This is a genomic window from Mycobacterium conspicuum, from assembly GCF_010730195.1.
Lineage (GTDB): Bacteria > Actinomycetota > Actinomycetes > Mycobacteriales > Mycobacteriaceae > Mycobacterium > Mycobacterium conspicuum.
Window position 1 is genome coordinate 3966652 of record NZ_AP022613.1, and the last position, 12907, is coordinate 3979558.

A 12907-nucleotide genomic window follows, 5' to 3' on the forward strand; every position below is an offset into this window, starting at 1 on the left:
CAGGCCTGCTGATTGCCGCCTGTGCTGCACAGCAGACCGCCCCCCGCCCCGCGACACCGCCGACTACGACTACGACCATCACCTCAGTGGCGCCGACCACCACGAGGCCAGCAGCGCCGACGACGACCACTACGCAACCCATTTCGACCACCCCGGCCGCACCGCGCGGCTACGTGTCGCAGGCCACTTGGACAGACGGCCCGTGGCCGCTGACCGTCCCCGACGGCACCCTGCGGTGCGAGCCGCCGGGCCGCGTCACGATCACCAACGGTGGAGTCACCTACTGGATCAACGGCAGCGCCAAAGCAGCGCACAAATACGCGGACCTACACGACGTTTGGCGCGACAACCCGGATATCCCCGGCACGAAAATCGACATCGGGCCGCTACTCGACCGCGGCCGCGCGCTCTGCTAGTTGCGCTTTCACACCGCGAATCGGAAGGTAATCAATTGCCGACATCGGGCGACGAGGAGGGAGGCGGGAACATCACTCTGGTGCAGGTCATCGTGACTGCGATCGTTGCTCTCATAGTTGGTCTCATATCGTTCCTGGGCGGCGTCAAAACCAACCAAATATCGACCAAAAACAACCAAGATACAATCAACGCGCAGAAGGCAGAAAACCTCAAACAGTTCCGCCGCGAGCCGCCGCAATACGATCGCTACGCCGCAGTGCTCAAGCAAGCAGCCGCACTGCGGAATCTGGGCGGCTTCTCGCTGGCAGCAATCAGCGATCCAAACGACCCGAACTACTTGAACTACACGCAGGTTGTCCGACCGGGACCGATTTTGAGCCAAGAGGCGTTTGGTAACCCAAGTGTCAGTGTCGGGGCTCCGCAATCCACGCCGCCACCTGCTGCACCCTCAACACCAGCACCCACGCCGACGCCCTCGCCGCCTGGACCTGGCCCCACCACTCTTGAGAACGTTCGCGGGAGGTGGCAGGACGCGTATGGCGCACTGGCCCAAGCCGTTTCCGAGGCAGAGATTGCCGCATCAGACCGCGCAATCGACTGCGCCCGCGCGCTGCGGGACAAATACCGCTACGACTACCGGCAGTCAGTCCTCAGCCAGATCGCCGATGTGCGTGCCCGGCTGCACAACAAGTACGACATGACCGACGACATGCTCGCCGACGCCCTCGTCGCTGTACCTGGCAATCCGTCGCCACCACCCAACCAAGCTGAATTGATGAAAAAGTCCGTCAACGATTTGACGACGGAGTACCGCGACGCCGTAAGGAATGACCTCGGTCTATGACCAGGCTGCTCGTCGTGCTCGCAACCAGGGTGCTCGCCGCCGCCTGCGGCCAGACCGCGACGCCGCCGACGAGTCCTTACGCCGGCGGCTACCCGTCGCAACCGTCCCAAACATTGCGGTCAGCGCGTCTCTTGACACGCAGCCGGGTCCTCGCCACCGTTGGCCTGTGAAGCCTATCCGGATCTCCGCGAGCCGCCTCGGGGAAGTCGTCATGAACGACCTCTGCGAACGCTGCTATTGGGTCAAGCTGCATCTCAACCACCACTTGCCGTTTCAGCTTTTTCCAAGCATCTTGAGTTCGATTGACTCCTACACAAAGGACATCGTTCAGTCATGGTTTGAAGCCCACGGTGTGCCGCCCGGCTGGCTCTCACCGTTAGGAAGTGTCGTCGGATACCGGAAGCCTCCACACTGGTCGCATTTCCAGACCGTCGATACCGAGTACGGCATCCACCTGACAGGCGAAGCGGACGCGATCTTTGAATACGCCGACGGTTCACACCTGATCGCCGACTATAAGACCGCGCGGTTCAACGACGCCGAGAACACCAAGCTGATGCCGCGTTACCACGTGCAACTCAACGCTTATGCCCGGATCGCCGCTGACCGCGGCCCGATGCCGATATCCCGTTTAGCGCTCATCTTCATGGAGCCTGCAACGAAGGGCCACGCCGTCAACTTGTGCGGAAATTGCCGCGAAGACGGTTTCGTCATGGGTTTTCAAGCACGCGTAAAAGAGATTCCGATCGACGACGATCCATTGGAGCGCGCGATGGCTAAGACAAGGGAGATCTTCGAACTCTCCGATGCACCCAACAGCGCTCCCGGATGCAAAGACTGCATTCTTGTTCTCGACTTGGCCGAGAACCTTTGGCCTGGAATCAATGACGTCGACCTGGCGGACAAGCTGCAACGCATGCTAGCGGACCCACAGCTAAGAAAGCCGCGACACCGGACCAAGGTTCCCAACCAAAAGGCCAGCAATCCGTGATCGGCACGGCACAGTGACTGCCAGCGACATAATGACGCTGGTTGTCCCTCACCGCCGCCGGGCTAGCGCCATATGCACCTGCGACCACTTGACCCCCAGTCGGACGTAGGCCGAATTACGTTGTACTGCATTGAGCCTCGAAGTCGCCTGACCAGCCAAAGCCGTCGCGCGCTGTCCCCTGTCGACTCTCCGTATTCGCACCTAGTTGTGACAACGTCGTGACAACATTTGCGTTCGCGCGCTCCACTTTGAGTGATTCAGCGGTGTTTGCTGCAGTACTAAACCGCCGACCGATGGTGTGAAGTCGGACCCGACCGATAGCCTGAAAAGCTCTCCGCCGCATCCGATATTGGCGGCTGCGAATGGTTGACCGCGCTCACTGAAATTCCCCACTGACGCTCATCGAAATTCCCCACCCGTGTGGCTCCGCCGAGAAGGGCGGGCCTCCCTCGAAGCTGCTGGTGTCTGACGCCAGTAGCTCCACCGAAGGAGGCCCGCTTTCTCATGCTCACATGGGAGGACGATGTGGAAGTACATGCCCTACGCAAACGTGGTTGGTCGATCTCGGCGATCGCCCGCCACACCGGCTTCGACCGCAAGACGGTCCGGAAGTATCTGGCCGGTGACGGCGCGCCCGGGTCCGCGCCCGGCCCGACCCGGACCCGTTCGATCCGTTCATCGACTACGTCACCGCCAGGCTGACCGAGGACCCGCACCTGTGGGCCCGCACCCTGTTCGACGAACTCGAGGACCTCGGGTTCGGGCTGTCGTATCAGAGCCTGACCCGCAACATCCGGACCCGGAACCTGCGGCCCGTCTGTGAGGCGTGCCGGACGGCCACGCAGCGCCCGAACGCGGTGATCCCCCATGCACCGGGTGATGAAACTCAATGGGACTGGCTGGAATTGCCCGATCCGCCGGAATCGTGGGGCTGGGGCAAGACCGCACACCTGCTGGTCGGCTCGTTGGCCCATTCGGGCAAGTGGCGCGGCTATCTGTCGCCGAGCGAGGACCAACCCCACCTGGTCGCCGGCCTGGACCGCGTCACCCGCGGTCTGGGCGGCGTCTCGCGGGTGTGGCGGTTCGACCGGATGGCCACGGTCTGCGATCCCGGTAGCGGCCGGGTGAGCGCCTCGTTCGCCGGGGTGGCCAAGCACTACGGCGTATCGGTGGCGATCTGCCCGCCGCGGCGCGGCAACCGCAAGGGCGTGGTGGAGAAGGTCAATCACACCGCCGCGCAACGCTGGTGGCGCACCCTGGCCGACGACGTCACCGTCGAGGCGGCCCAGGCGAACCTGGATCGCTTCGCCCGGGTGCGTGGTGACACGAGGCTGCGGGCCACCGCTGATGGCCGCTCCTCGGTCGCCGTGGTGGCCGAAACGGAGCCACTACAACCAATACCGGCGCAGGCGTATCCGGTGATCGTTTCCGAGGCCCGCACCGCATCGCGCCAAGCGATGGTGTCCTACCGCGGTAACCGCTACTCGGTGCCCCCGGAGCTGGCCGCCGCCAACGTGGTGGTGTCGCATCCGGTCGGCGGTCAGTTCTGCGACATCGCCACCGCCAGTGGGATCGTGGTTGCCAGGCACCGGATGGCCGCCGACGGGCTCGGCGTCATGGTGCGCGACAACGGCCACGTCATCGCGCTGGATGCCGCGGCGATCGCCACCGCGACCACCGGACGGGCGCACCGCCGCAAGGAACGCATCCCACCCGGCCCGGCGGCCAAAGCCGCTGCCGCGCAACTGCTTGCGATCAATCAGCCATCCGTCACCGCAATTGAAACATCCACTCCGTCAACCAATTCCACCGTCATCGATCTGTCCGCTTACGAGCGGGCCGCCCAGAACAGGACCATCCAATGACCCCCACACCGCGCACCGGTAAGACCACCACCACAACCGAGGAATCGCTGTCGGCGGCGGCGAGCCGCTATCAGCAGCTACGCTCGCATCTGGCCGAACTCAAACTGGCCGCGGCCGCTGAAGCCCTACCTGCCGTGCTCGACCAGGCCACCGCCGACGGGCTGTCGCTGACCGTTGCCTTGGAGCGGCTGCTGGCCGTCGAGGTCGAAGCCTCCACCGCCCGCCGACTGGCCGGACGGCTTCGGTTCGCCTGCTTGCCCACCCCAGCCACCCTGGCCGACTTCGACGTCGATGCTGCCGCCGGGATCGACCGCAAGCTCATCGACGAGCTGGGCACCTGCCGCTATCTGGAATCAGCGACCAACATCCTGCTCATCGGCCCACCGGGTACTGGAAAACACACCTGTCGGTCGGATTGGCCAGGGCCGCAGCACATGCCGGCTACCGGACGTACTTCACCACCGCCGCCGATCTGGCCGCCCGCTGCCACCGCGCCGCCATCGAGGGACGCTGGGCCACCACCATGCGCTTCTTCGCCGGCCCGACGCTGCTGGTGATCGATGAACTCGGCTACCTTCCACTGCCCGCCGAGGCCGCTTCGGCGTTGTTTCAGGTTGTCTCCCAACGGTATTTAAAGACCAGCATCGTCATCACCACCAACCGCGGCGTGGGAGCCTGGGGAGAGATCCTCGGCGACACCACCGTGGCCGCTGCCATGCTCGACCGCCTGCTGCACCGCTCCGTGGTCATCAACCTCGACGGAGAGTCCTACCGGCTACGTGACCACCACGCCGCCGCAGAAACCCTGCGCCGAACCACCACCGGCACCCGCCAACAACTACACTGACCGCTGCTCACAGGTGAGGAATTTCGGCGAGCACAGCCGGGGATTTTCGATGAGCGCCGTCATGGTCGACTGTTAGTCGCCAATCTACGTTCGAAGCGCGAACGCTGTTACGTGGACTCGCTTTCAGTGGCGGACTGGGAGCGATTCCACAGCCGTTGCAAAAATCTCGATGAGGCCGGCGACCAAACATAACTTTTCGAGCGACTACTGGCGCCGGCGCTGATCCACCGTAGCCAGTGCACTGACGCACATTCCGCTGCGCGACCCGATCCCGACCACGAGGGGTGGGTTAGAAGGTGTTGAGTGCCAGAGAGACGCGTTCACGCTCAACGTCGACTGAGACGACCATGACTGAGACCTCCTCGCCGACGGTGAAGACTTCGGAGGGGTGGTCGTTGCGCCGTCTGCCCATGCGTGTCTTGTGGATCAGGCCGTCGCAGTCGCCGAGGTCGACGAATGCACCGAAGTCGGTGACGTTCTTGACCGACCCCGACATCGTTTGTCCTATAGCGAGGTTGCGTAGCGCAGCTTTTTTACGCGACTCGGGCCGCGCGGCTTGTTTACGCGGTCCGCGGTCGCGGCTGGCGGATTTCGCTGGCGCTTTGGCCGCGGGCCGGGTAGCCTTCTTCTGCGCTGGCGGCGGCGCGGCCGCGCCGGTGGCGACATCCGGGCCGACGAGGGCGCGGTACGGCGCGGGCAGGGTACCGATCACCTCGACAGCGTGGCCGAGATTGTCGGTCATGTACCGGTCGTAGGCGCCGTCGGCGAGCACCTGGTCCTGGACGAGGTCGCCCTCTTCTTGCCGGTATTTGCGGGACGGGTCGCCGCGAAACGACAGCCAGTTGAATGATGTCTTTATGTAGAAGTCGTCGCCCACAAGGACTTTCGCGTGCGTGTCGTCCACTTTTACGATCGCTAGCCGGTGCGATCGCTGCGCTGCGGCGTGCAGCTCTGCGATGGCGGTGGGGTCGGTCTTCTCGTTGTTGCCGAAGCCCCAGAAGATGGTGACGTCGACATTGCGTGCGAGCGCCTCGACACGGGAGACCCATTGCGCGTCGACGACTGATCGGGTGATCCATGGGCTGATGATCAGCAAGCGGCGCTTGGAATTGGACAGTGCGTCATCCAGCCGTATCGGGTGCTCGTAGACACCGAGCCAGCGGATCGCCGAGCGGTTGAGCACATCGGTGTCCTCGGCCTGGCTGGTGCCGGTCATCGCGGTCTGCAACGCGATCACTTCGTCTCGGGACAGCCGCTGGCCTGGATCGCTGACCGGTTCGTGAGGGTCTTCGACCGGGGCAGCTGAAATGCCGAGGCGTTCGACGGCGCCGATCGCTTCGAGTGCTGCCGCGTGCGGCTCGCTCCACACCCCGTCGATCTCTACGCCGAGCCGCAGCGTGTTGGAGTCAATGTCCTTGAACACCAGCAGGATTGCATCGTGGTAGTAGTTGCGGTTTTCGGTGACACCGCTGACACCCAGGATGCGCACGCTGTCGCCGCGCGCGTCCAGTGCCGATGACACCGCATCGATGCTGAGGTCTTCTAGGCCCACCGGCCTGCTGCTCGACGGCGGCAGCAGGATGCGTCCGGGATCTGACTTGGCTTGCATCGCGCGGCGAAGCGAGTTCTTCCGCCAGTCGGTGACGGTGTCGGTGAGCCGGTCGTAGACCACCTGGATCGCTGTCGATCGGGGTCGGCGGATGTGGGCGTTGCGGGCGGCTTCCTGTCCGGTGGGGAGCAGTGAAAGACGGCGGGTTCCGCCTTCGGGCGGGGGCCGGTAGTCGATGAATTCAGCGACCAGCAGCGCGGCGACGACCCGCGCAGTGTCGCCGTCATCGAGGCCAAGGAAGAGTTGAAGGTCTTCGACGGTGTCGATGCCGTTGAGCATGGCGCGCAGCGCGTACTTCGATGACGCCTCGAGCTCCTCGGCCTGCTCGGCCAGCACGTCAACGGTCAAGGTGGACACCGGGATCGCTGACGGCTCGGCGGCCAGCAGAACGTGCCCGGGTAGCATGTAGGCGTTGCGGCGCGCGGCGTCGGCGTAGATGTCGCGGCTCACAGGTACTCCACCCTTCCCGCGTCGCTGGACGCGATGTGGCCGAGCACCCGCCGCAGGGGGCCTTCCTTGCCGGCGCTGAAATCGGAATCGCCGACGATCCATAACACTTCACGGGCGCGCGAGAGCGCCACGTTCATTCGGCCTTGGAATCGTTCGCCCAGAAAGCCCAGTTCGCCGGCCAGGTTGCTGCGAGTGACTGAGAAGATGACGACGTCTGCTTCGCGGCCCTGGACCGCGTCGACGGTCTTGATCTGGGGCTCGATGTTGGTCAGCGTCAACCGCCGCAAAGCGCGTTCGATTTCGGTGCATTGGCGCCGATATCCTGACAGGACAAGCACTTCCAGCGGGCGGCTGTCGCGGCGGCGATAGGCCCCGGCGCTGATTTCGTCGTCGAGATGCGCGACGAGTTTGGCGACCTGTTCGGCTTCGAGCTTGTTTGAAGAGCTGGAGCTGCCGGCGTGGCGGCTCTCCTCATGGCGGTTGCTTCGTCGGCTGGTGGAAAACCACACCAGCCGCTGCGCGGGATCGACGGTGTCGGGATCGACGACTGGTACTGGGTCGTGAATCAGTGTGTCACGGTAGAAGGTATGGGAGATCAGTTCGCCGATGGGCGCGGCCATGCGGTGCTGGGTGACCAGGCTGGTCCGGCATTGCTCGGGCGCCTCCCCGAGGAGGGTGTCAAACAGCGAGGATGTCAGGAATGTTTGGTCGAGGTCGAAAGTCTCGACGAGGTCGGGGTGTTCGAACACCTCCTCCACCATCGGAGGGAGCTGTTTGGTGTCGCCCACCATCACCCATCGTTTGGAGCGGGTCATCGGCACCAACAGCTCGGGTGCAGTCGCCCGCGACGCCTCGTCGATGATGCACAGGTCAAACTGCATCTCCTGGATATGGCTGTTAGCCAAGAACCCCATACACGTTCCGGCAACGACACTTTGGGTGGGCAGGAACATCGGCTCAGCGCTGGCGGGGTCGTTGAGGCTGGCCAACCAATCACCCTGGGCGCGCATCAATTCACGCAGACGATGATCAGCGCGGCGCCCGCCGAGCAGATCGGCGACCAAACTCTGCAGGTCGGCCTCGTCCACCTGGGCGGCCAGGGGAATACCCAATTCGGTTGCCGCAGAACGCACTGTGGTGATCGCATCCTCGGCCCGGTCTGTTGCTCGTAGGTAGTCGGCCAGCAGCTCGGCGCGCTCTTCAGGCAGGTCTTCGTTATCAAGCCGATCGTCGTCATCAAGCGGGCCAAGGGCCTCGGCGCTCTGCGCTTGCTGGCGCAGCGTCGAAGACGCCTCCTCAGCGGTCAGCGCGAGCGAAAGGTGTTCGACGGCGATGCCTTCGCGTTCGGCCAGCGCCGACATTCCCGCGCGTGCACGGTCGGCAACCTGAGCTGCCCAGTCGCGTAGCTTGTTGGACAACAGCATGTGTACCGCTTCGGGGTCGACGTTGTCGTCGCGGCTGGACAACCGCACGACCGAGGTGACCCCGGAGTCGTGGAGGCGGGTGATGGCGTTGTCGATCGCCACGTGCATCTGGCTGACCAGCAGCACTTTGTCATGGGGGCGTAAGGCCAGGTACTGGTTGATCAGTTCACAGATGAACGATGTCTTGCCGGTGCCGGGCGGACCCTCAACCAGGAACAGGTCGCTAGACCCGAGCGCTTTGGCCACGGCGGCCTTCTTATCGTCGTCGAGATCCGGGAGGGTCGGCTCGAAGGAGACGGGCTGCGGATGGGCGGCCAAGGACGGATCCAACACCAGTTCCCGCAGATGCGGGCGGGCCGCGCTTCCCTCACGCAGCGCCGCCAGAGCGCTCTTCTGGCGGCGGATCGCGGCATGGGATGGGGTGCGGTCACGGACCAGGACGCCGTGGACGGGCAGATCGGCGCCGGGGCGGATGACGTGCACGGTGAGGCTTTGGTCGTCGACGTCGACGATCCGCGTGGGGACGCCGCGGCTGTTGGGTTCATCCAGCGGCCGAGCGATGCGTTCCTGATCGAGGATCGCCCCGGTTTGCGCTGTGCTGGCTTCGATTTCGAACTCCGCACCCGAACGTCCGACCCGCCGGTAGCGGATCGGTTCTTCGAGGCGCTTTTCCAGTTGCTCCTTGGCGTCGATCAACTTCGACCAGTTGGTCAGCCGCATCTGCTTGAACCGGTCGCTGACTCTGTCGCCGGCGTCTTGCACTGCTTTGGCCAGTATCGTGTGCAGTTCGTCGGTGGCCAGCGCGGATTGGTGCGGGTTAGCCGGCCGTGACGCGGTCCAGGCGAAGTCGCGGCCGTCAAGGGTGACGGCGTGCTCATGGCGGCGCCAAACTTCCAGGTGCTCAAAGTCTTTGACCGTACCGCGGATGCACAAAAGCTTCTGCGAGGTCTTGAACGCCAGCACCAGCTCGAGCTGATCACCCACGAGGCGAAACTCCTCGGCGGTCAGCTCAGCACCGCCGGTAGCGGTGCTCTTCAGGCGAGGAACCGCATAGGCGGCCGTACCCAGGCGCGCGGCGATCAGCGCCTCAGCGCTGCGCCCCTCGCCGCCCTCTTCGAGCGCCCGCCGGGCCGAACCCGATAGATCGAACGCGATCTCTTTCTGCTTGTGCCAACGGGTGCTTCGCTTGGTTTGGATGGTCTGCAGCGCGAGATGAAACACCTGACCGTCAGCCGGGCGCCGGTCAGGGTCGGAGCTAAGCGCGTCGCGCAACAGTTCCAGCACGTCCGGGGGAACATTGGCATCGTCGAGAGCGCGGCTGATGTCGGGATAGTCGCGCAGTTGGACCCCGCTGACACACTGCAGCAGCGTCGCCGCCAACCCGTAGACGTCGAAGCGGGCCGACCCACGCGAGGCCTGATCGGGCGGCGCCCACGGCGGCGTGGTCATCCCGACCACGGTCGCGTCTCCGGCGGCGGCGACCTGGTCTTTGATCTTGCTCAACGCGAAGTCGGCCAGCAGCGGCATGGCCCCGGTCCATAACACATTGCCAGGCTTGATATCGCGATGCAGCACCGACATCGAATGCGAATGGGCCAGCGCCGAGGCCAGCGGAAGTGCGACGGCCTCGGCGATGTCGTCCCAGCCCGGCGGCTCCAGAAACGCGGCCAGCCAGTCCTTGATCGTTTCATCGACCCAGTCCAGCACCACGTAATACACACCTTGTGAGGCGTCTGTGCCGCTGTCGATGAGCGAGGCGATATTGGGGTGGCTGAGCTTGCGCAACGCAGCGGTCTCGCGTTCGAAGTAGATCCGGTTGATGTCATCGGAGGTAGCCGGCACGATCTTGACCGCGACCTGGCGGCCGCCCTGATGGAGGTCGGCAGCCTGGAACACCTCGGACTGGCCACCGAGCCGACGGGTGTTCTCGATTTCGGCATATCGGTCAGCAACTACACGCCCCATCGACCGTCTCCTTCCGCATCGGCTGGCTTCGTGACGATAACCAACGCTGCGGACAAGTCACCAACATGCGCACGCCCGGCACGCCGCCGTACCCGGTCGCGCGCGGTCACTGGCTTGTTTTCATTGTGTCGCCCCAGTCAGCCCCAGCACTCGGCAGTTCTGCTTTCCAACCCCGCTGCCGACGCCAAGCTGCTGGCCGATCTGGTCCGCACCGACCGGCACAACCACCGCTCGATGGCCAGCGACAGCTCCGAAGCCGAGGCGATCAAGGTCCTCGCCCGCGGGCACCAGAACCTGATCTGGGCCCGCACCCGGCACACCAACGCACTGCGCTCAGCACCTGCCAGGAGTCGTTGTCATCCTCGGTGATCTCGGGGACGTTGGAGCCGGTTTCCGACGCTGGTAGCGAATTGGGAGCGTGCTGGCCATGCCCTGGCTGTCCTGGGTCGCGTTCCCACTCCTGCCGAGGCAACTCGTCTGAGAGGTTAATGCCGGTATTGAGCTCAGCCAGGTGTGCCGCAGCAATTCCGTTGTCGGCTGGTACTAGTAGACGTTGCTGCACTATTTAATTGCGCTGGGCAACAATGTTATTGGCGTCATGGTTACCGATATATCGCGTCCGGCCCCCCAAGCCGTGCCATTGTCGCTGGCGAAGGTGCTCTCGCGGCCATCGAGACTTTCTCCGGGGACACACCTACGCTCGACACATCGCTATCGCGCGCCCATCCATCGGTGGCCGCGCGGGTTAGCCCGCTCTTCGGCAACAATTTCGAGTTCTCAGGCACCACAAGGAGATTGCGGTCGCGCCTGCTGCGCGGGAGTGCAGAAGAAAAAACCCCGACTCGGATCGTCGACTGATTCGGTGGACTTGACGAAGTGCAAGAGCTGTTCCCCAAGAGGCGATGTCTGGAGCGCCGCAATGTATTGCTCCCCTTCATTCAGCCCCACTCCACCGCCGCGGGACGAGGTCCTGTTGGCAAGAGTGATCAGCACCCGACCGGCGCCCTGGGCGTTCCACGTGACCGTCCATACCTCGTCGGTAGAGGCCCCAGAAGCAAGCGTCAGTGTGCCTGAGCCGCCCGGGGCGAGTTGCAGCGACCGACCATGCCCGACCCACCGCGATAGTAGGGGGTCGGACGCTGATGGTGTCGGCGGCTGACTCGTCTTGGGTGCGTTACTTATCGAGGGAGTAATCGTAGGAGTGCAATCGTTTTGGTTGTCAATCTCTGCGGCTGCCCCAGTGAGGACTGTCTGCGACTTGATCGCCGCGTGGCCGCTAGCATCCCAGCCGGCGTGGTAGTCGGTGGTGTTATTCGCCAGACCGAAGGACAAGTAAGGACCGACCGGAAAGCTCTGGACACCCGAACGGCCCGTTTCGGTGTATTCGACGTCCAAGCGCCACTGGTAGTTTCCTCGGCACGCGTACGTGTCGACCCGGATTCGCGCATGATCCTTCCCAGACAATACGAAATCCGGCCCAAAAGCCGCCGTTGGCGCGGTACCGTTGCTCGGGCCGGCGGCGCCGGCCGCGACACCTTCGTCGCGGAAATCGTCGAAGGCGCTATCTAGCTTCCACACGATGTGGCGGTCTGCCGAGTTAGGACCGCAGCCGAAATTGGGGCTGTAGATCCACGCCGGTGCGGCAAGATCGCGGCGGTCGATGTGCGGAATGATCCGCTGAATCGCGACAGATTTGCCAGGTGCCGCGGATAGATCAATCGCCAGCATCCCGGAAATCCAGACACCACCACCGTGGGCAATCAACTCTTTGACGGTGTCGGAACCGGCGTGGAAATCGTTAATGCTTCCCGTTCCAACCGGCATAGCGACCTGTTGGTTTGCGCAGCCATTCGACGTCGGCCACACGGTCGACACCGCAAGCGCTTTCGTCTCCGGTGTGCCGGCCTCGGTTACCCGCGACGGTGACGCAGTGTGTGGCCAGATATAGGCAATCGCCGGAGTAATCAGCCCGATCGCCGCGACAACCACCCCGGCTAGGGTGATGCGTTCGCCTTTAGATGGCTTAACCCACAATTCCCAGCCTTGTGGCGGCGGTCCCCAGCGAGGGTCGGGCTGCCAGCCCGGCGGCGGTCGCCAACGCTTCCACGGCTTCCAACGATTCTTCGGTGGACGAGGCCAATTCGGTGGGACGTTGAAACGCATTGTGCAACCCTATGCTCCTAGTTGCTCGTCCAGTGTTTATGATCGCCCGTGGCAAAAGTGCAGAATAGCTGCCACCGACTCTCACCGGTTCGTTTTGAACGTCATGGCCTAAACGCGCGCGGGCCCCACAGCTGATCGACACGACGAAAGTGACGCCAGGCCCGCAGCCAAGGGGACCGGGCCGGGCGTACGCTGTGTGAGCAACGACCACCCGGAACTACTTGTGCTGCAGAATATTTCACCCAATCGGCTGACATGGGATCGCCAGCCGAACCAGTTGCTTAGTCGGGCGGGTCCGGCGACGGCGATCGGGATCGCGGTCGCCACCACCT

General features: G+C 63.9%; 6 protein-coding genes and 3 pseudogenes. 6 read left to right on the forward strand and 3 right to left on the reverse strand.

The annotated features are described in order from the left end of the window. The first annotated feature begins 86 nt into the window (after positions 1-86). From G6N66_RS18220 to istB, 5 genes and pseudogenes are all read left to right on the forward strand, one after another. Positions 87-416, forward strand: a complete 330-nt coding sequence (locus G6N66_RS18220) for a DUF2511 domain-containing protein (RefSeq protein WP_163645871.1) — start codon at positions 87-89, stop codon at positions 414-416. 80 nt (positions 417-496) lie between these two features. Next, positions 497-1261 carry a hypothetical protein gene (locus G6N66_RS18225; protein ID WP_139825166.1) on the forward strand — a complete coding sequence of 255 codons (765 nt, stop codon included), beginning with the start codon at positions 497-499 and terminating at the stop codon, positions 1259-1261. A gap of 211 nt (positions 1262-1472) precedes the next feature. Next, positions 1473-2252 (forward strand): PD-(D/E)XK nuclease family protein, encoded by a 780-nt coding sequence (locus tag G6N66_RS18230; protein ID WP_085232636.1) that lies wholly within the window; start codon positions 1473-1475, stop codon positions 2250-2252. Positions 2253-2756: 504 nt separating this feature from the next. Continuing rightward, positions 2757-4117 (forward strand): annotated as a pseudogene (locus G6N66_RS18235) (IS21/IS408/IS1162 family transposase). Next, positions 4114-4964 (forward strand): annotated as a pseudogene (istB, locus tag G6N66_RS18240) (IS21-like element helper ATPase IstB). Before G6N66_RS18235 ends, istB begins: the two co-directional pseudogenes overlap by 4 nt. Positions 4965-5253: 289 nt before the next feature. On the opposite strand, the gene G6N66_RS29120 reads toward istB, so the two are convergent. Continuing rightward, a complete protein-coding gene (locus tag G6N66_RS29120) occupies positions 5254-6909 on the reverse strand; it encodes a S1 RNA-binding domain-containing protein (protein ID WP_197747044.1) in 1656 nt (551 codons plus the stop codon). A 110-nt stretch (positions 6910-7019) separates the two neighbouring features. Continuing rightward, positions 7020-10412: a serine/threonine-protein kinase gene (locus G6N66_RS18250; RefSeq protein WP_085233076.1), complete on the reverse strand. Its 3393-nt coding sequence runs from the start codon at positions 10410-10412 to the stop codon at positions 7020-7022. 174 nt (positions 10413-10586) lie between these two features. Between G6N66_RS18250 and G6N66_RS30475 the strand changes: the two are divergent. Next, positions 10587-10758: pseudogene (locus G6N66_RS30475) on the forward strand (IS110 family transposase); the annotation flags it as partial. Positions 10759-11189: 431 nt separating this feature from the next. Here G6N66_RS30475 and G6N66_RS18260 read toward each other — a convergent pair. Next, positions 11190-12401 (reverse strand): hypothetical protein, encoded by a 1212-nt coding sequence (locus G6N66_RS18260; protein ID WP_163645872.1) that lies wholly within the window; start codon positions 12399-12401, stop codon positions 11190-11192. Positions 12402-12907 lie beyond the last annotated feature (506 nt).

Coding starts and splice junctions, on each gene's coding strand:
- G6N66_RS18230 (WP_085232636.1), top strand. CDS start 1,473: ATGAACGACCTCTGCGAACGCTGCTATTGGGTCAAGCTGCATCTCAAC.
- G6N66_RS18250 (WP_085233076.1), bottom strand. CDS start 10,412: ATGGGGCGTGTAGTTGCTGACCGATATGCCGAAATCGAGAACACCCGT.